Genomic DNA, 18,377 nt, shown 5'->3' with positions numbered 1-18,377 from the left:
GCTCACCGCTGGAGGGATGGAGGTGCGCGAATGCGGGACCGTGCGGTGACCGTGATCATTCCGACGAACCGGGGCGGTCGCTACCTCGAGGAGGCCGTCGCTTCCGTGCGCGCGCAGACCGCACCCGTGCGCGAGATCCTGCTGGTCGACGACGGCTCGCCCGAACCCGGTCTTTCTGAGATCGCCTCCGGACTCGGCCTGCGGTACCTGAGGCAGCCGGCATCCGGTCTGTCCGTCGCCCGCAACGCCGGGGCCGCGGCCGCGGAGGGCGAGTGGATCGCGTATCTCGACGACGACGACGTGTGGCATCCGGAGCGCATCGAGGAGCAGCTGCGCGCGCTCGTCACCATGCCGGATGCGGTGGCGGTGTGCACCGGCGGGTGGTACATGGATGCTGACGGGGTGACCTTCGGCTCCGGCTGGGGCGCTCGGCAGGCGACATCAGCGCAGATGATCGCGTACGACGAACTCCCACCGCGGATCACCACGCTGCTCATTCGACGGGACTCCTTTCTCACAGAAGGCGGATGCCGAACGGCGATGGAACCGGCTGAGGACAACGACCTGATTCTGCGGCTGCTGCAGATCGGCGAGTTCGCGAATGTCGACCGACAACTGGTCGGCTATCGCCGGCACAGCGCGAATGTCACCAGCCGCGGACTTGCCGGCCGCGAGGCGAACCGACGCGTCGTGCTCGATCAGTTGCGAAATGCGCGGCTTCGCGGCGACCGCGAGCTGACAGGACTGCTACGGCGCCACCGCCGTGCCTTTCGCCGCTACGCTGCCGCGGAGAATCTCGGCGAGTTCATCGCCGCGACCCGTCGTCGTGACACACCGTACGCCGCACGCCTGGCTGTCTGGGGTGCGCGGCGTGCGCCGTGGACATCGATCACCGCGCTGGCGGCGCGTTTCGGCCGCCGAGAGTCCCGCGCCGGGTGATTCAGTCGAGCGATCCGAGTTCGACCAGCCGGGCGAATTCGGCATCCTGGGTGCGCACTTCGTCGAAGGTCCCCTCAGCGCCGATCCGGCCCTCGCGCAGGTGCACCAGATGGTCGACCGAGCGGATGGTGGAGAGCCGGTGGGCGACGATCACGATCGTCATCTGACCGCGCAGGGCCTGGAGCGTCTGCGCGATCTCGTGTTCTGTCGCATTGTCCAGCGCGCTCGTCGCCTCGTCCAGGACGAGGAGGCGCGGCCGACGGTACAGTGCGCGGGCGAGGCCGACGCGCTGACGCTGGCCACCCGAGAGTCGCACGCCGCGGTCGCCGACGATCGTGTCGACGCCGTCAGGGAGTTCCTGCAGCAGCTCTGTGAGCTGGGCCTGGCGCGCGGCCTCGTGCAGTCGATCCATGTCGATCGTGGCGGCATCTTCGCCGAAGGCGATGTTCCGGGTGATCGTCGCGTTCAAAAGGAAGACGTCCTGCGGTACGACCCCGATCCCCGAATACCACGACGCGAGATCATCGTCGATGGAGCGGCCACCGCACCGGATCGCCCCTGAGGTCGGCGCCAGCAGCCCGAGCACGAGGTCGACCACCGTGGTCTTGCCGGCGCCGCTGCCGCCGGTGAACGCCGTGGTCTGGTTCTCGGCGATGGTGAGGGTCAAGTCGGACAGGACGGGCTGTTCGGCGTCGGGGTACGCGAACGTCACGCCGTCGAGCAGGATGTCACCGACGTACGGTGGGCCGCTCTTCGGGGTCTCATCGTGGCTGCCCTCGGCCTGCAGCTCGTCCAGGGTCTCGATCATGATGCGCAGCCCCGCCTGCCCGCCGCGCGTGGTCGCGAGACTCGCGCTCACGCGGTTCATCGTCGGCAGCGCTCGCATGGATGCCGCGGCGAAGAGGCCGAGCACCGGGATGACCTGCTCGCCGTCGCCCATCGCGAACAGGATCACGGCGATTCCGACGATGGCGACGATGAAGGCGATCTCGAGCAGGTAGCGCGGCACATCCGAGATGAAGCCCATCTCTCGACCGAGGTGCGCCCCGCGCAGACGAGCCGAGCGGAAGTTGCGCACGAACGATGACGCGCTGGAGGTGAGTCTCGTCTCGCGGAACCCGTCGAGACCCGGCATCAGCGACTGCCACGCCTCCAGACTCGTCACGGCCAGGTCTTCGCCGATTCGCAGCTGACGCGCGCGGAGGATGCGCTGCACGCCGAAGACGAGCCCGCCGAAGAGCACGACGGCGAATGCCGTCACGAGCGGGGCGCTGATGGCGAGCACAGTCATGATCGCGAGCAGCATCAGGAAGTCCGTGCACACGTTCACCACGGCCACGAGCACGCTGGCGGCCTGGCTCGTGCAGTCGTTGATGTTCCGGTAGACGACGCTCAGGGAACGCGCGCGGTGGGCTGAGTAGGGCGACAGCACGTAGCGGTTCAACATCTCGGATGAGGCAAGTGCGGCGATCCTCGAAGTACGGCCGAGCAGCCACCAGCGAAAAGCCATCGATCCGATGCTCTTCACGATGAATGCGAGTGCGACGAACCCGGCGATCAGCGGGATCAGGGTCGAGAGCTCGGAGGTGCCGACGAACTGCACCACCCACTCCAGGAACGGACCGTCGGGAGTTCCCGAAGTGATGAGCTGCATCAACGGGATCATCGCCGCGACGCCCGCCATATCGAGCAGCGCCAGGGTGACCGAGGCCGCCACGGTCGAGCCGATCCAGCGCCGCGGATGCGAGTCGGTGAGCAGAAGCAATCTGCGCAACTGCGGGAGGAGCGGTGGCCGGCGCACGGGGTCGGTCATCTCGTCCTCCCTCCTGGCAGTGCTCCGCAGATGACTGTTCCGCGCGGAGCGCTCTTACGCTATCATTCAGGTGAAGTCGCTCCGTGTCTGGGGACATGGCACCTGGGGAAGGGTCCCGGGACGTCAATTGAGCGATCAAAATCTGGGGAGTTCAACCATGGTTGACAATGCAGCAAAAACGTCCGAAGGTATCAGCCGTCGCACCGTGACCAAGGCTATGGCCTGGGCGGTTCCGGCCATCGCCATCGCAGCGCCGGTGCCCGCGTTCGCGGCGTCGGGCGAGACCATCATCATCACACCGGGAACGGCCTGCAAAGCGCCGGGCAACAGCTGCAATCCGATCGTCAAGGGCTACAGCGTCCCGGCGACCGTGAGCAATCCGGACCAGAACCAGGACGCATGGGTCACGGCGATCTCGATCAACGTGAACACCAGCGGGATCAACTTCGGACTCAATCCGATTCCTGCGCTGCCGTGGTTCATCCCGGCCGGTGGTTCGCTCGATGTGAACTTCAACGCGACCAGCAACAGCAGCGCGAACCTCGTCTTCGACCTTGGCTTCCTCGTCACGTGGGGACACGAGTCGGATGGATCCGACACGGACCACGAGCAGATTCAGGTCACGGTCACGATCCCGGCGACGCCGCCGGACTGCTGCAAGTAATCCAGTGAAGCCCCGCCTCTTGCGGGGCTTCACTGACCAGGAGCGTCAGTGGATCGACTCGATCACCCGACGCATCTGATCCACGCGCACGCGCCAATCGGCGGCGTCCGCTGCGTTCCCGGGCAGCGGATCCTCCAGAGCGCTGATCACGGCGTCCGCGAACCCGTCCGCGTCTGCGATGCGGATGCGGGAATCAGATGCGTCGCGGAACCCCGCCACGGCCGTCGAGACGACCGGACGGCCCGCGGCCTGATACTCGTAGAGCTTGATCGGGTCGAGGCTGTCGGTGAACGCCGTGACCAGGTGCGGCACCAGCAGCACGTCGGCGTGCTGCAGGTGCGCCGGCACGGCTGAGCGATCGAGAGCGCCGAGTCGGCGGACTCCGGCCTCGTCGAGTCTCTCCCGGTCGAGCCTGCTGAGGAGATCCGGACCCGCCAGCACGAGGCGCACGCGATCGGCGAGTTCCTGGGCGACACGGACGCAGAGCGCCACGTCGATGCGGTCCGGATGCAGGGTGCCCAGGTACAGTGCCACCGGAGCAGCCGGCAGATCCGCCGGTCGCTCGGCGGGGACGCGGTAGGCGTCGAGATCGACGGCATTCGGGATCAGATGGATGCCGCTGCGCTGCGCGCTCTTGCGACGGACGAGCTCCGGAGAGCAGGCGACGACGGCGTCTGCACGCTCGAGCAGCATCCGCTCACCGTCCGCGATCCGCGCGAGTTCTGCCGCGGGACGAGACGCGCTCAGCCAGTCGTCGGTGATGTCGTACAGCGAACGCCACCCGGTCATCGGCACGAGCCCGGCCGCGGCGGGGTCGTTCACCCAGAGGATCGGTGCGGCGAAGCCGAGGCTTGCGGCGGCACCACGGATCGACTGCGCGCGACGCTGGTCGCCGCCGCGATCCCACTTGCGGGGCAGCCACTTGGCGGGACGGACCGTCCACAGCCGATCGGCGACTTGGCGCACCGGCTGGCCGAACCCGGGTCGGCGGCGAATGCGGAGGTCGTGCAGCGGATCGTCCGGAGGTTCGACGAACAGCACCCGAAGCTCCCGATCGGCATCGAGGAGCCCGGCGACGAGGTACTGGTTTCGCCGCCAGACGGAGTCCCAGCCTTCCAACGAGAGAACGACGAGGTCGGTCATGCGTTTCTCCTCGCCATCGCACGACGGTACACGACCTCGGTGCCGGTGGCCTGCTGACTGATGGAGAACTCGCTCTGTGCTCGTTCGCGCGCGGCATGGGCGAGCAGGCTTCGCCGCTGGGGCTCATCGGCGAACACACGAAGTGCCGCAGCGGCATCCGCCACATCATCGGGCCGGAACAGCGCACGTGCGTCGAGGCCCTCGAGCAGGTCGAGGTGCCCGGCGGCGCCGGCGGCGATCGGCGCGACCGCGTGCGCCATCGCCTCCAAGACGGCGAGCCCCAGTCCCTCGACCGGGCACGGCGCGAGCAGAATGGATGCCTCGGTGAGCAGCTGCGGCACATCGTCACGGAAGCCGAGCAGGTGCACTGTCTGGGCGACATCGAGGTCATCGACGAGCGCGGTGAGCGGGTCGCGCTCCGGTCCTTCGCCGACCACGTCGAGGCGCCAGCCCTCGGCCGCCAGCCCCGACGCCGCGAATGCCCGCACCCCGACGCCGGTGTGCTTCTCCGGCTGCAGACGCTGCACCATGAGAATGCGCTTCTGGGTGCCATCGGACGCGACGTCGGCCGGAGGGATGCCGGAATGCACGACGACACTCGGCACGCCGATTGCCGCGGCGACCGCCCGACTGATCGAGATCTCGGCATCTACGCGTCGTCTGATGATGGCGTCGAGCGGCAGCGGTCCGAAGCGTCCCCGCGGACTCGCGAAGTGCCGCGTCGAGACCAGAGCGGTGCGGCGGCCGAAGAGAGCCACGGCGCAGGCGCCGTCGGCTGCGGTCATGTGCGAGTTCACGACGTCGGCGGGAGCCCGTCGTACCACTCGGAGCACGTCGCGAGTGCGAACGGCCGGGACCATCCGAGCACCGACTGCCTGCAGGGCGGCGCTCATCCGGGCGGGGGCTCCGCCGACCACCGTGACATCGTGTCCGTGCGCAGCCTGAGCCGACGCAAGGCGCAGCACGAACTGCTCCACGCCGGCGAAGCGGTCTGACGCGACGGCGTGCACGATCCGGAGCGGAGTCATGACCGCGCCTCGATCGGGGCGACCAGGGCGGCGGGCATCACCGCTCCTGCCGGAATCGTGCCTCGACGCGCACCGGCCCGAGCCGGTAGACGGCTGCCCGGCGCCGTGCCTGCATACGGCGCTCGCCGCGGAGCAGGGCGGCTCGTGCTGTCGCGCCGGCCCAGCCGGCGAGCCGGGCGACGGCCCAGCCGGACGCGCCGAAATGCTTGCGGAAGTAGCGCTCCTGCGATGCGAAGAAGTACGCCTCGCGGCGCCGCGGATCCGAGCTCGTGCCGCCGGCCCGGTGGAGGGCGGTCACCGTCGGAACGCCGCGATGCCGCCAGCCGAGCAGGTGCGCGCGGTACGCCCAGTCGGTCTCCTCGGCGTAGAGGAAGAAGCGCTCATCGAATCGACCCACCTGCGCGAGTGCCTCGGCACGCAGCAGCAGAACCGATCCGATCACGAATCCCGGCCCGCGTGCAAAGGCGCCGAGACCGAGTGCGTCCGTCACCGCGCGGAAAGGGGTCGGGAATGGCCACTCCACGCGTGCTGAGCGCCCATCGCCGTCGACCTGAGCCGGACCCACGCTGGCGAGTCCGGGATCGGCGTGCAGGGCCCTCTGCAGCGTCTCGACGGTGGCCGGGGTCACCTCGGCGTCCGGGTTCAGCAGCAGCACATCCGCGTCGGGATGCAGCCGGTCGGCCAGGGCGAGGTTCACGGCGGCACCGAATCCGAGGTTCGCCCCGGAATCCCGGTAGCGCACACCGAGATCGGCGCAGAGATCGGCGATCTCGGGGAGGGACGAGTTGTCGATGACCGTGACCGGAAGCGCCGCAACGGGCTCGAGCGCCCGGCGGAGCAGATCGGCGGAGCCGTACGCCACCACGATGACCTCGACGGGGCGCACCGGGACCGTCGACGGGCTCTCTGACCGAGGTGCGCGAACCACCGAGCGGTACAGCTCCTGGTAGGCGACGGCGACGCTGTCCCAGCTGCACTCGACGGCCCGCTCGCGGCCCGCCGCGATCAGTTCGTCACGATGAGGGCCGGCCGCGGCGATCAGCGATTCGCCCAACCGCGCGGCATCCCCGGCGGGCACAACGATCCCGGCGCCCCCGACGACATCGGGGAGCGCACCCGCATCGCTGGAGACGACCGGCACCCCCGTCGCCATGGCCTCCACGGCCACGCGGCCGAACTGCTCGGTCCAGCGCGGCGTCGGAAGCGACGGCATCGTGAGCACGTCGATGGAGCGGTAGAAATCGTCGACGGCATCCGGGTCCACAGGGCCGACCAGTTCCACCCTGTCTGCGACGCCGCGCTCGGATGCCCAGCCGCGGAGGTCTGTCGCGAGCGGTCCCGATCCGCCGATGCGCGCATGCAGACGCGGCTGCAGCGCGAGCGCATCGAGCAGCGTGGCGAATCCCTTCTCCGGAACGAGGCGCCCCAGCATCCCGACCGTCACAGACTGTTCCGGTCGCAGTTCGTGCGGGTCCTCGGCCGCGCCAGCCGCATGAACTGCGACCGGAGCGGGTGGGGTCGAAGCGACCTCCACGCCGAGCGGGATCAGGCGTGCCCTGCCGGAAAAACCCTTGGCCTCCACGATCCGCGCCGCCTCGGCGTTGCAGGCGGAGATGCCGGCCGCCGAGCGGAGCGCCCAGCGCTCCAGCCAGCGGAACGGCACCGGATACCTCTTGAACAGGTTCTGGGCGGTGTACAGCACGACCGGGGCGCGGTTGCGGCGCAGCATCCGCAGCACCAGTACCTCTGCGGTGCTGAGCGCGAACGGCTCCTCGTGGATGTCGATGACATCCCACGTCTCGCCGAGCGCACGCCAAAGCGGACGCGGGTCGTAGAGGAACAGTGCCGGATGAGTGCCGAAGGTGCGCGCGGGGGAGACCTGCTCGTCCGCTGCGGCATCGAGGTCGACCCAGGTGCCACCGGCGTGCCAGCGGCGGGCGGTGATCAGGGAGACATCCTCGCCGCGCGCGCGGAGGGCGTTCTCGCGCCCGCGCCATGCGGCGATTGCGGCGCTGTGCGAAATTCTCAGCACTCGCACGAGGCCTCCCCAAGATATGCTCTGTGAGCAACCATAACCGTCCATCAGTGCACAGGGGAGCGCCCGGGACGGCATGCAGTTTCCTGGGGGGAGGGCAGCCGTGGACAGCATCCGACGCGACGCGGATCGTCCCCGTGTCGTGCACCTCGATCACACCACCGTGCGTGGCGGTGCCGAGCTTGCACTCGTGCGTCTGCTGTCGGTCGATCCGGCTTGGACCCCGGCTGTGCTCGTGCCGGCGATCGACGAGGTCGACGTCTTCGCGCAGATGCCGCCGACCGTCGTGCGCCGCGTGCGCGGCGTGCGTCAGCACTCCGGCGGCAGCGGCGGGTCGCGCACTCATCTGTTGGGGCTCGCCGTGCGGCTCGTCGCCCAGGCGGCGTTCACCCTCACACATCCGCTCGTCCGCACCGCCGATGTGGTGGCGGCGAACAGCACGCGTGCTGCCGCATACGCGGCTCTCGCTCTGCGGCTGTCGCGGCGACCATTGGTGGTGCACCTGCGCGACATGATCGACGAGGAGAGCCTGGGAGCATTCGGGTACCGCACGATGACGCGTCTCGTGCTGCCCCGGGCCGATGCGGTCATCGGCAACTCGCACGTGACCCTCGCGGGAGCGCTGCCGTTCCTCCGCGAAGGTGCCGTGGCGGTCGTCATCCCCAGCGCGTCCGGATTGACCCTGTCGTCGGGTCGAGTGCCGACGTCGGGTCCGCTGCGGATCGGGATGCTCGCGCGGATCGATCCGTGGAAAGGGCAAGCCGAGCTGCTGGAGGCCTTCGCGGATGCCTTCCGCGACGGTACCGAGGAACTGGAGATCGCCGGGGGAGCGCCCTTCGAACATGAGGGGTTCGCCGAGAAGCTGCGCACGCGCGCGGCGGAACTCGGAGTGGGAGATCGGGTGCACCTGCTCGGCCACGTCGACGACACCGCCGCGCTGCTGAACCGGTGGGACATCGCCGTGCAGTACTCCACCCGCGCCGAGCCGATGGGGCAGAACGTCCTGCAGTATCTCGCTGCCGGAGTCACCGCCATCGTCGCGGATGAGGGCGGTCCCGCGGAGTGGGTCACGGATGGCGTGAACGGTCGGTGCGTCACACCCCGCGATGTGCCCGAGCTGGCTCGTGTGCTGCGGGAGCTCGCCTCGGACGGTGAGGGCCGGGATCGACTGGCCGCGGCTGCCGTGCAGACACCCGGGCTCCTCGACGATGCTGCCGTCGCGGCCGCGCACGCCGAGGTGTTCCGCCGGGTCGCACGTCGCGGTGATCGGCATGCGCGCCGCCGCCTCACCGCCGGCGCGCAGGAATAGGCTGACGCCGTGGATTCGCTGGACACGACACCGATCTCGCTCGACGTGCGGCTGGAGTTCAGCCGTGCGGCCGTCGAGGTGATCGCGCGCCGTATCGGTGTCCGCCTGCTGCACATCAAGGGCGAGACCCTTGACGGTGCGCTCCGCCCGGGAAAACGCAGCGGCACTGATGTCGATGTGCTGGCCGACCCGAGCTGTATGTCCGAACTGCATTCGCAGATGCTGCAGAACGGTTGGAGCGTGTACAGCTCCTTTCTCGACGGTTCGCCCTTCGGACACGCGCAGACCTATCACCACCCGGAGTGGGGCTACCTGGATCTTCATCGCCGATTCCCGGGTATCGGCATACCCGATCAGGAAGCTTTCGAGGTGCTCTGGCCGGATCACGGAACCTATTCCGCTGCCGGAGTGGAGTGCTCGATCTCGTCGGTGGACGCGCAGGCTGTGCTCTTCGTGCTCAACGCCGCGCGCGACCTCGACGCGCTCGCCGCCGAGGCACGAGCGCTGTGGGCGGGCCAGAGCGACGACGAACGCGTGCGTCGCTCACGGCTGGTGCGCCGACTCCGGGCCGAGGTGGCGTTCGCCGCCGCGCTCGGCGATCTCGAGCGCTACCGACGTCGTCGCGAATACCTGCTCTGGAAGACCGTGTCGCAGGGCGGCAGTCGCACCGATGAATGGTGGGGACGAATCAAAGCCGCACCCACCGTGGGTGCGGCGCTGCGCACCGCCGCTCGAGCGCCGCGAGTCAATCGCGCCGCTCTGGCGCACGAGCTCGGCCGTGAACCCCGCGCACGCGACGTCATGCTCGCCTTCCTGCGGCGAATCGGCACGGCGCTCCGGGAGTCCCTCGGCCTCAGGGGCAGGTCGTGACCCGCTTCGTGCAAGCCCGGGATGTCGGCGTGATCGACGACGGGATCCGGGTGTTCGCCGCAGTGCTCCCGAAGGGCCCCATCGTGGTGCTCGCCGGCGTCGGCGCGGCGGTATGGCGGGCAGCGCTCGGCGCAGACCTCGCGACGCTTGCCGTGCGCCTGGTCGACGGCGACGTGTGCGAGGAAGGTGATGCGGCGACGGATGCCGCGCTGTTCACACGGGCATTCGTGGATTCCGGGCTGCTGCGCGAGGAAGAGGATTCCTGATGACGTCACTACTGGCCGTCGCTCCGCTGATTCTGGCCGGTGTATTGATCGCGAGCGGCATTGCGAAACTGTTCCGACCCGAAGATGCGGATGCGTGGGGGGAACTCGGCGTTCCCGCGGTGCTGCGACAGCGCTGGCTCATCAGACTGCACCCCTGGGGCGAGATCCTGCTCGCGCTGGCATTGCTCTTCTTCGGCGGGGTGCTCGGTCTGCTCGCCGCCGCAGGAGCCGTGCTGCTCTTCAGTGCTTACCTCTTCCTCGTCTGGCGGCGATGGAGGACGGTCGATGGGGCCTCCTGCAGCTGTTTCGGCGCGCGTCAGCCGATCACCGGGCTGACGATCGTGCGCAACGCCTGGTTCCTGCTGCTGTCGATTCTCACGACCTGGGTGATCGGGGTCACACCGTTGATCGGCGGGGCGGTGGTGACGCTGGGCGATGACGGCGGATGGGTTCTCGCGCTCGCAGCATCCGCCCTCACGGTGGCCCTGATCCTCTGGCATCCGCCGCAGCCCTCGTCACCAGAGGCCGGCGTGCCGATCATGGGTACTCCGGGGACGGCCACCGGGGCCGAGCCGGAGGAATACCTCCGCGCCCGCACGCCGGCCGTGCCCGTGACGCTGGCCGACGGGCGCACTGTCAATCTCCGCGATCTCGCGGCGCGCGGTCCGATCCTCCTGCTTGCAGTGAAGGAGGGATGCAGCTCCTGCGTGTCTGTGATCGCGGCCGTACCTCGCTGGCGCGCGCTGCTGCCCGAGGTGAGCGTGCGCTTCCTGCTCTGGCCCGCGCCGGAGAGGAGCTCGCTCACCGAGCTGACCGAGCCGCAGTCCCTGCACGACCCCCACATGTATGTGCAGCAGTCGATCGCCGACTGGGCGACACCCGCGGCCGTTCTCATCGGCGCTGACGGCTACCTCGCCGGCGGGCCGGTCTCCGGCTCAGACGCGGTGTCGTCTTTCATCGACGAGATCTATGAGAACCTGCACGGAGAGCGACCCGCTCACGATTCCTGAGGGTCAGCCGCAGCCTTCAGCCGTCAGTTGCTCAGCCACCGGGCGCACCATCGGAGTGTGACGGATGTCGAGCGGCCCGTACTCGCCGGCTGCGCCGGAGAACGTCGCGACGACCGTGCTGGTCTGGCCCGGCGTGGTGATGATGGGCACCTTGACGGCGCCGCGACCCAAGTGCTGGACACCGCCGACATTGCCCGGCTGCCCGTCGACCGTGAGCCCGGTGAACGTGGAGCCGACCGGCCCGTAGAACACGAGGTCGGTGGCGACATCCCCCTTCGGGAAGTACTTGCCCGGAGCGATGTGGCGGGGGAGATCCGGTGCCTGCTCCGGCGTCACCGTGTTCGTCAGAGTGGCCGTCGTCGTGAATACCGGGCTGTCCGGCGCCGTGCACTGCGTCGACGCGGCAGCGATGTCGAGCTGCATGTAGTAGTCGAGCTTGCTCTGGGTGAAGTCGTTGACGTAGACACCGAGCAGCGTCGTGTCTTCATTCGTGCTCGGCAGACGACCAGACATCTTGGTCTCGCCGATGAGCTTCGCCTCGGCCTCGTTGGCCGGCGAGTACAGCAGCCGGTCCTCCTCCACTGCGAGCGCGAGGCTGTCGAGGAGCGCCTTCGGTGCGGCGTTCCCGGAGGTCACCGCGTCGAAGACCGATTTGGCCGCCGCCGCGAAGAACGCATCCTGCAGGTAGCCCTCGGGGAACATCCAGTACGCCTCGTTGAGGAGCAGCGGGACGGCGTTCTCGGCCGTGAGAGTGATCGGCTGTTCGATGACCTCGATCGTCTCGCCGTTGACCTCAGCGGTCGCGGCCGGGATGACCGTCGGACCGGTTGCCTGGAGCAGGTAGCTCAGTCCGATCGGGTCGAACGACACGACGGCGTCCACCGGCGTTCCGAACTGTTCCGCCCAATAGGCGCGGACGACAGCGACCGTCTCACTGAAGTCGGGGCTGAGCGTGGCATCCGAGATCCAGCGACCCATCTTGTCGCCGTACAGCGCCACGGTCTCGGGGTTGAGCGGGACGATCGGCTCGGGCCGATTGTTCTTGAAGTCAGTGCTCGAGGCCTGCTGGGTGATGCTGATCCGCCCCTGGTCCGCCGTCACCAGCACGAGGGCAGCCGGGTTGCCGCCGGTGCCTCGGGCCTCTGCGTTGTTCTGAAAGATCATCAGGTAGTTGCGCGGGCCCTCGGCGCCGAGCGCGGTCGGCAGGATGCCGATGATGTCCTTCGCCGGGCCGAGCACCGGCTCCATCTCATCGACTGCTCCGGTGAGCTTCGCGAGTGCGTCATCGACCTGATCGAGCAGCCCGTCTCGGTTGATCGAGTCCAGGTCGGTCGCCGCCTTGGCGACGGCATCCGCCGCCTGCGTGACCGTCGTCTGCATACCGGCGACGGCGGCGAGATCGATCGCGCCGTTCACCGGCTTGAGAGCATCCACGCTCAGGGTCGTCGCCGGCGTGAGCGCGTTGGTCACCAGATCGTCGGTGACGGACGCCGCGGTGCGCACGGCATAGAGATTGGGTCCGACGACCGGCACCCACTCGAGGTTCTTCCACATCTCGTCGTCGGTCTGCTCACGTGCGTCCGCCGTCAACGCAGCGAGCTTCGCGGTGGTCGTCTTGGCGCCCTCCGCGTCACCCGCGAGGATCTGGTCCTTGGCCGTCGTGGCCAGGGGCATCGCCTGCTCGAGCGAGCCCTTCGCGGCCATCGCGCGATCGTAGATGCGCTCTCCGACCGTCCAGGCAGCGATCGCCAGTCCGATGAGCACGAGCAGGATGCCGATCGGGACCCACAGGCGGAAGCTGCGAAGCAGGGGCCGGCGCGGTCGGTCGGCGCGGCTGATGCGCTCGGCTCTCGTGGTCATGCCCTCAATCGTAGGAGTACCCGCCGAGTGGTTCATGTGAGGGGTCAGTACGCGCCGTGTCTCCGCAGCACCGCGCGCACGGTGCGCCAGATGATCACCAGGTCGCTCGTCAGCGACCAGTTCTCGACGTAGTAGAGATCGAGGCGGATGCTGTCGTCCCAGGAGAGGTCCGATCGTCCGCTGACCTGCCACAACCCCGTGATTCCCGGCTTGACCAGCAGACGACGTTGCACCCACTTCTCGTACGTGTCGACCTCGCTCATCAGCGGCGGACGAGGTCCGACCAGAGACATGTCTCCACGCAGGACGTTCACCAGCTGCGGGAGTTCGTCGAGGCTGTACCGCCGCAGGATCCGGCCGATCCGGGTCACGCGGGGGTCGTCGCGCATCTTGAAGAGGATCCCGTTGCCGTCCGACGCGTCGAGCAGCTGCGGCAGGCGCGCCTCCGCGTCGACGACCATCGTGCGGAACTTCAGCATCATGAACTGGCGTCCTTCGAGGCCGACACGGCGCTGCCGGAACAGCACGGGCCCGCCGTCCTGTCGCACCATCACTGTCAGCGCCAGGAAGACCGGGCTCAGCACGATGAGCGCGAGCGTCGCGACGATGACGTCGAAGGCTCGCTTGGTGGCGTACCGGGAACCGGTGAACGCCGGATAGTCGACGTGGATCAAGGAGAGTCCGGCGACCGGTCGAGCGTGGATGCGCGGACCGGCGACGTCCGTCAGTGCGGCGGCGACGATGAGGTCGACGTTCCGCGACTGCAGATCCCAGCCGAACTGGCGCAGCTGGGCGGGCGTGATCAGGTCGGAGCCGCTGTAGACCACGGCATCCGCACCGGCGAGGTCGATGCCAGCGACGGCATCATCGAGACTGCCCACCACCGGGATGCCCGGAAGCAGCGACCCCGTTCCGCGCTCGGTGAGGGCTCCCGTGATGACCATTCCGGCGCCGCCGTCGCGCTGCATCTCGCGTGCGATGTGCACCGACTTCGCGTGCTCGCCGACCAGGACCACGCGCGACAGGAACCTGCCCTCAGAGCGTTGAGCCGCGAGCCAACGCCGCCACCCCCAGCGGCTTCCCACGAGTACGACGAGTCCCGCCGGCAGCGCTAGCAGCAGGTAGCCGCGAGCCACGTCGATGTGCAGCAGGAAGGAGAGGATCGCGAGGACGCCGAAGACGCGGATGCTGGCGTCTGCCACGCGGCGGAACTCCTGCCAGCCGGTCCCGACGACCTTGGCGTCGCGAGTGCCGTAGAGCCGGAGCCCGAGGACCCACGTGATGACGAAGATGGCCGAGACCGACGTGTAGGCGATATCGAACCCTGCTCCGGTGACACCCGGGATGTACAGGTCGGCGTTGCTCTGCCCGAACCGGAGCAGCTGAGCCCCGAACACGGCGCCGATGATGATCGCCGTGTCGGTGAGCAGGAGGCGTCGCGCATACACGCGCTGCCATCGAGCCGGTTCGGCCGCATCGATAGCGGTCCGCTCGGCAGCGTGCGCCGCGGTTCTCGCCGCGGTCGCCCTTGCCGCCGCAGCACGGTCGTTCTTCCTTCCCTGCCTCGACGACAGAAAAAGATCCCCAGATATTGCCACAATCCCTCCCCAGAGAATGTGTGCGCCCCAAACAGCCCCTCTCTGCCCCAGCAGAGAGTGAAGACATCGCTGCCCCAGCAAACGATGTTCTTTCCTCCGTCAAGCTGACGAAGGCCCAGAGCCGCAGTCTAACCGCGCGAATGCGTTTCCGATACCCCGCGCCGCGGAGAAATCGTCAAAGACCCGTCCAGCGACCGACGGGCCAGACGATCGCGGCGGCGCGGCCGACGATCTGATCTCGTTTCGCCCATCTCCAGCATTCGGGAGTGGGCGCCTCGGATCGACGGCAGGCGATGGCGGAATCGCCCGACACGGAACGGTGATCGCCGAGCATGAGGTAGGAATCCGGTGGCACTGTGACCTCGGCGAAGCAGCGGCTCGATGCGGGCGTCGACGTGCAGTTCACACTGTCGTCGAAGAGGAAGTCCTCGAAGACGTAGGGTTCGTCGATCGGCTCGCCGTCGACGATGAGCGAGCCGTCGGCGCTGCAGCAGCGCACCGTCTGACCGGGGCCGGCCACGATGCGTTTGACGAGAGTGTGCGGGCCCGATGGGCCGAATCCGGTGACCTCGCCGACCCAGCGGAGGATCGCCTTGACGGGGCCATCGTCTGCGGCCGATGTGGGACCCCAGCTCTCGCCGACGTCGAAGACGATCACGTCTCCCGGGGCGGGGTCCGCCGCGACATAGGCGAGTCGGTTCACCAGGACCCGGTCTCCCGGCTGGAGAGTCTGCTCCATCGACCCGGAGGGCACGAGGTACGGCTTCGCGACGAAAGAGAGCACCAGGCCGGCGACCACGAAGGCCAGTGCGAGGTGGAACCATACGCTGCCGGTGATCCTGCGGCGTAGGGAGATCGGCTCGTCAGTGCTCACAGGGGCTCCTGATCAGAGAGGACGGCGGTGCCAGCCCACCCTACCTTCACCACACGAGGAGAGCGGTGCCGGGGTACGAGCGGAGCAGGACCGCTGTAGTACCTTTGTCGGGATGCCTGCGGGGCGTCGAACGACCGGAACAGAGGACGACTGAATGGACCTGCGCCACTACCTGCGCGTCTTCCGCGCACATTGGCTCGGAATGCTCGTTCTCGTGGTCGCGGCGGTGGCGATCGCGTTCGGCTGGACTCTTCTGCAACCGCGGGTGTACACCGCCGATGCGACAGCGATCGTGCAGGCCACGGCTGCCGCCGACGACATCGGCACGAAGCTGGTCGGTAACCAGCTCGCGGCATCCAGCGTGAAGACCTTCGTGAACCTCGGCTCGTCGCGCTCCGTCGCGGAACGGGTCATCGCGGATCTCGGACTGGAGACGACACCCGAACGGCTCGCCTCGCAGGTTACGGTGACCAACCCGCTCGACACATACTCGCTCAAGGTGACGGCGACCGCGTCATCACCCGAGGCGGCCCGTGACATCGCCGAATCCTGGGTGCGCGGTATGGGCGCTGAGGTGAACGTGCTGGAGACGGCCGACGAGGAGAAGCCCGGCCTCGTCTATCTGGCCGCGATCGACTCCGCCCGTCTACCGACGTCACCGTCGTCGCCCAACACGCGACTCGCCCTCGCGATCGGCGGCCTGATCGGTCTTGCCATCGCGTTCGGATACGCGATGCTGCGGTACACGCTCGATCGCCGCATCCGCTCGGTCGACGGCGTCGAGAAGGAACTGGGCGTCGCCGTGGTCGGCACGTTGCCCGAGGAGAAGTCGTTCACCGCAGACAACCGTCTCATCCCGCAGGACGGCGGCACTTCGGTGAACAGCAGCTCTGCGCACCTGTTCGCCATCGCCGAGGCGATGCGAGAGCTGCGCACGAACATCCAGTTCATGGACGTCGACAATCCGCCGCGGGTGATCGTCATCACGAGCCCGCTTCCCGGTGACGGCAAGTCGACTACCGCATCGAACCTCGCGATCACTCTCGCCTCCAGCGGGGAACGCGTCATTCTCATCGATGGCGACCTCCGTCGTCCGATGATCGGCAAGATCTTCGGACTCGTCGAGTCCGTCGGGCTCTCTGAGGTGCTGTCAGGGCGCGCGGAGATCGCACAGGTCGCGCAGCGGATCCCCGGCCGTGACAACCTCATCGTCGTCGCCGCCGGCAAGTTGCCGCCGAACCCGAGTGAGGTGCTCGGCTCCGCGAAGATGCACGAGCTGCTCACGTCGCTCGCGAACGAGGCCATCGTGATCATCGACGCGCCGCCACTCATCCCGGTCACCGACGCCGCCGTGCTCACCCAGCATGCGGACGGCGCCGTCGTGGTGGCCACCGTCGGCAAGACCACCTTCGAAGTTCTCGGCAAGGCGCTCGGAAACCTCGAACGCGCCAATGCGAGGGCGCTCGGAATCGTGCTCAACAGGGTTCCGCGGCGCGGCACCGGAGCCGCGTACTACGGGTACCAGTACCACGGCGACTACTACCGCGCCGACTCGGAGCCGAGTGATTCTGAGACCGCGGATGCCGAAGCCGGCCCTCGGCGCCGAGGCGCCACGATCGCGTGAGGATGCGGTCGTGAAGAAGGCGGTCGTCGTCCTCGCCGCGATGGGCGCCGTCGTGCGCATCGAGTTCGGCGACGGCGTTCCGGATGAGGTGATCGAGCGCGTTCGTCATGCCTGGACAGGTGCAGCCATCGACCCGGCGCCGGCGCGGGTCGACACCGATCTCCGCATCGAGGTCGACGACGTCCCCGAGGTCGAGCGCTTCCTGGAACGGCTTTCCACCGACGTGACCCTCGAAGCACTCGCCCACAACCGCGGGAGCCTGATGATGCTCCATGCGGCCGGCATCGCGCTCGATGACGGTCGGGTGATCGCCTTCGTCGGCCCCTCCGGACGTGGCAAGACCACTCTCAGTCGCGTTCTGGCGAACGTGCATGGCTACGTCTCGGACGAGACGATCGCCTTCGACCGTGACCTGCGGGTGCTGCCGTACCGCAAACCCCTCTCCGTGGTGCGAGAGGGGGCGCCGAAAGATCAGGTCGCGCCCGCGGATGCCGGGATGCGCGACCTGCCGGACGCCGATCTGACGCTCGCGGCGATCGTCCTTCTGGATCGCGACACATCGGTCGGCGAGCCCGAGATCGAGCACCTCCACTTCATCGACGCCGCCCCCGTGCTGGTCGAGCAGACGAGCTATCTCGTCGAGCTCGACGGGACCGTGGCCACACTCGCCGAACTCTGCGATCGCGTCGGCGGTATCCGGCGGCTGCGCTACTCCGAGGCGGCGGATGTGCCGGCGAAGATCGAGTCACTGCTCGCTCCCGGCCCTGCTCCGGAGGCATGGACACGCGCGTCCGTTGCGGTGAGAGATGCCGTTGGTCAGGCGTCGTCCTCGGACGCCGTCGACTACGGCGATGCTGTGGTCGTGCTTTCCGATCGCACACTGCGGGTACTGACCGGAATCGCTCCCACCGTGATCCGGGCGGCGAGAGAATCCGAAGAATTCGGATCGATCGTGAAAGCCGTGATCGAGCATCATGGGGTTCCGCCGAGCGGTGACCCCGAGGTGATCGTGCGGACGGCGATCGAGGAACTCACCGAAGCCGGACTTCTTCGACAGCGCTGACACACGACCCCTTCCGTCGGGGTCCTCGCGAGCGCGTCAGCTGTTCCGCGCGCGGAGCGTGCTGGGCGGAGGGAGCTGTTCCGCGCCGAGCGCACGCCGCATCTGCAGCGCGCTCGTGAAGCCGGAATGCCTCGCGATCTCGTCGATGCTCAGAGTGTCGTACTGCGGGTTGCGCAGCAGTGACTCCGCCAGTTCGACGCGCATCCGGCGCAGCGCGATCACCGGGGAGGTCAGTTCGCGTGCGAAGGCGCGCTGGAGCTGGCGCACGGAGACGTGCAGAT

Annotated in this window: 16 protein-coding genes; 8 read left to right on the top strand and 8 right to left on the bottom strand. The window is 68.3% G+C overall.

Annotation, left to right across the window (positions count from 1 at the left end; translation table 11 throughout):
* Positions 1 to 30 precede the first annotated feature (30 nt).
* Complete coding sequence (locus tag MRBLWO13_RS00080) at positions 31 to 939, top strand: glycosyltransferase family A protein (RefSeq protein WP_341975708.1); 909 nt, start codon at positions 31 to 33, stop codon at positions 937 to 939.
* A 1-nt stretch (position 940) separates the two neighbouring features.
* Here MRBLWO13_RS00080 and MRBLWO13_RS00075 read toward each other — a convergent pair whose 3' ends face one another.
* Positions 941 to 2,752 (bottom strand): ABC transporter ATP-binding protein, encoded by a 1,812-nt coding sequence (locus MRBLWO13_RS00075; protein WP_341975706.1) that lies wholly within the window; start codon positions 2,750 to 2,752, stop codon positions 941 to 943.
* Positions 2,753 to 2,909: 157 nt separating this feature from the next.
* Here MRBLWO13_RS00075 and MRBLWO13_RS00070 point away from each other — a divergent pair, with 157 nt between their 5' ends.
* A complete protein-coding gene (locus MRBLWO13_RS00070) occupies positions 2,910 to 3,416 on the top strand; it encodes a hypothetical protein (protein WP_341975704.1) in 507 nt (168 codons plus the stop codon).
* Between the two features lie 45 nt (positions 3,417 to 3,461).
* Here the strand turns inward: MRBLWO13_RS00070 and MRBLWO13_RS00065 are convergent, their stop codons facing one another.
* Genes MRBLWO13_RS00065 through MRBLWO13_RS00055 form a run of 3 tightly spaced genes read right to left on the bottom strand, consistent with a single transcriptional unit; the run spans position 3,462 to position 7,625 of the window.
* On the bottom strand, positions 3,462 to 4,559 hold the full coding sequence (locus MRBLWO13_RS00065; protein ID WP_341975702.1) for a glycosyltransferase: 1,098 nt from the start codon (positions 4,557 to 4,559) through the stop codon (positions 3,462 to 3,464).
* Positions 4,556 to 5,587, bottom strand: coding sequence for a glycosyltransferase (locus tag MRBLWO13_RS00060; RefSeq protein WP_341975700.1), 1,032 nt, complete (start codon positions 5,585 to 5,587; stop codon positions 4,556 to 4,558). The genes MRBLWO13_RS00065 and MRBLWO13_RS00060 overlap by 4 nt, the downstream gene beginning before the upstream one ends.
* Before the next feature lie 37 nt (positions 5,588 to 5,624).
* On the bottom strand, positions 5,625 to 7,625 hold the full coding sequence (locus MRBLWO13_RS00055; RefSeq protein WP_341975699.1) for a glycosyltransferase: 2,001 nt from the start codon (positions 7,623 to 7,625) through the stop codon (positions 5,625 to 5,627).
* A gap of 100 nt (positions 7,626 to 7,725) precedes the next feature.
* On the opposite strand from MRBLWO13_RS00055, the gene MRBLWO13_RS00050 reads away from it, so the two are divergent.
* From MRBLWO13_RS00050 to MRBLWO13_RS00035, 4 genes are read left to right on the top strand one after another with little or no spacing between them, the layout of a single operon-like run.
* Positions 7,726 to 8,931 (top strand): glycosyltransferase, encoded by a 1,206-nt coding sequence (locus MRBLWO13_RS00050; protein ID WP_341975697.1) that lies wholly within the window; start codon positions 7,726 to 7,728, stop codon positions 8,929 to 8,931.
* A gap of 9 nt (positions 8,932 to 8,940) precedes the next feature.
* Positions 8,941 to 9,801, top strand: a complete 861-nt coding sequence (locus tag MRBLWO13_RS00045) for a hypothetical protein (RefSeq protein ID WP_341975695.1) — start codon at positions 8,941 to 8,943, stop codon at positions 9,799 to 9,801.
* Positions 9,798 to 10,067: a hypothetical protein gene (locus tag MRBLWO13_RS00040; RefSeq protein ID WP_341975693.1), complete on the top strand. Its 270-nt coding sequence runs from the start codon at positions 9,798 to 9,800 to the stop codon at positions 10,065 to 10,067. Before MRBLWO13_RS00045 ends, MRBLWO13_RS00040 begins: the two co-directional genes overlap by 4 nt.
* Positions 10,067 to 11,077, top strand: coding sequence for a MauE/DoxX family redox-associated membrane protein (locus tag MRBLWO13_RS00035; protein WP_341975692.1), 1,011 nt, complete (start codon positions 10,067 to 10,069; stop codon positions 11,075 to 11,077). Before MRBLWO13_RS00040 ends, MRBLWO13_RS00035 begins: the two co-directional genes overlap by 1 nt.
* A 3-nt stretch (positions 11,078 to 11,080) precedes the next feature.
* On the opposite strand, the gene MRBLWO13_RS00030 is transcribed toward MRBLWO13_RS00035, so the two are convergent.
* From MRBLWO13_RS00030 to lepB, 3 genes are all read right to left on the bottom strand, one after another.
* On the bottom strand, positions 11,081 to 12,937 hold the full coding sequence (locus MRBLWO13_RS00030; protein ID WP_341975691.1) for a DUF4012 domain-containing protein: 1,857 nt from the start codon (positions 12,935 to 12,937) through the stop codon (positions 11,081 to 11,083).
* Positions 12,938 to 12,981: 44 nt separating this feature from the next.
* Positions 12,982 to 14,385 carry a sugar transferase gene (locus MRBLWO13_RS00025; protein ID WP_341975689.1) on the bottom strand — a complete coding sequence of 468 codons (1,404 nt, stop codon included), beginning with the start codon at positions 14,383 to 14,385 and terminating at the stop codon, positions 12,982 to 12,984.
* 325 nt (positions 14,386 to 14,710) lie between these two features.
* The gene (lepB, locus tag MRBLWO13_RS00020; RefSeq protein ID WP_341975688.1) at positions 14,711 to 15,409 is read right to left on the bottom strand and encodes a signal peptidase I; all 699 of its coding nucleotides are present in this window, start codon (positions 15,407 to 15,409) and stop codon (positions 14,711 to 14,713) included.
* Positions 15,410 to 15,563: 154 nt separating this feature from the next.
* Between lepB and MRBLWO13_RS00015 the strand changes: the two genes are divergently transcribed.
* On the top strand, positions 15,564 to 17,033 hold the full coding sequence (locus MRBLWO13_RS00015; protein WP_341975686.1) for a polysaccharide biosynthesis tyrosine autokinase: 1,470 nt from the start codon (positions 15,564 to 15,566) through the stop codon (positions 17,031 to 17,033).
* Between the two features lie 10 nt (positions 17,034 to 17,043).
* Positions 17,044 to 18,096, top strand: coding sequence for a hypothetical protein (locus tag MRBLWO13_RS00010; protein WP_341975685.1), 1,053 nt, complete (start codon positions 17,044 to 17,046; stop codon positions 18,094 to 18,096).
* A 36-nt stretch (positions 18,097 to 18,132) separates the two neighbouring features.
* On the opposite strand, the gene MRBLWO13_RS00005 is transcribed toward MRBLWO13_RS00010, so the two are convergent.
* A complete protein-coding gene (locus MRBLWO13_RS00005) occupies positions 18,133 to 18,318 on the bottom strand; it encodes a hypothetical protein (protein ID WP_341978512.1) in 186 nt (61 codons plus the stop codon).
* Between the last annotated feature and the right edge of the window lie 59 nt (positions 18,319 to 18,377).

Origin of the sequence: Microbacterium sp. LWO13-1.2, from assembly GCF_038397725.1 — a bacterium.
Taxonomy (GTDB): domain Bacteria; phylum Actinomycetota; class Actinomycetes; order Actinomycetales; family Microbacteriaceae; genus Microbacterium.
The sequence above is the reverse complement of the archived record's forward strand: the minus strand, read 5'-3'. Positions and strand labels throughout refer to the sequence as shown.

Bases quoted from the DNA above. Each gene is read 5' to 3' on its own strand.
- MRBLWO13_RS00035 (WP_341975692.1), top strand. From the start codon at position 10,067: ATGACGTCACTACTGGCCGTCGCTCCGCTGATTCTGGCCGGTGTATTG.
- MRBLWO13_RS00075 (WP_341975706.1), bottom strand. From the start codon at position 2,752: ATGACCGACCCCGTGCGCCGGCCACCGCTCCTCCCGCAGTTGCGCAGA.
- MRBLWO13_RS00015 (WP_341975686.1), top strand. From the start codon at position 15,564: ATGGACCTGCGCCACTACCTGCGCGTCTTCCGCGCACATTGGCTCGGA.
- MRBLWO13_RS00030 (WP_341975691.1), bottom strand. From the start codon at position 12,937: ATGACCACGAGAGCCGAGCGCATCAGCCGCGCCGACCGACCGCGCCGG.
- MRBLWO13_RS00080 (WP_341975708.1), top strand. From the start codon at position 31: ATGCGGGACCGTGCGGTGACCGTGATCATTCCGACGAACCGGGGCGGT.
- MRBLWO13_RS00070 (WP_341975704.1), top strand. From the start codon at position 2,910: ATGGTTGACAATGCAGCAAAAACGTCCGAAGGTATCAGCCGTCGCACC.
- MRBLWO13_RS00060 (WP_341975700.1), bottom strand. From the start codon at position 5,587: ATGACTCCGCTCCGGATCGTGCACGCCGTCGCGTCAGACCGCTTCGCC.
- MRBLWO13_RS00065 (WP_341975702.1), bottom strand. From the start codon at position 4,559: ATGACCGACCTCGTCGTTCTCTCGTTGGAAGGCTGGGACTCCGTCTGG.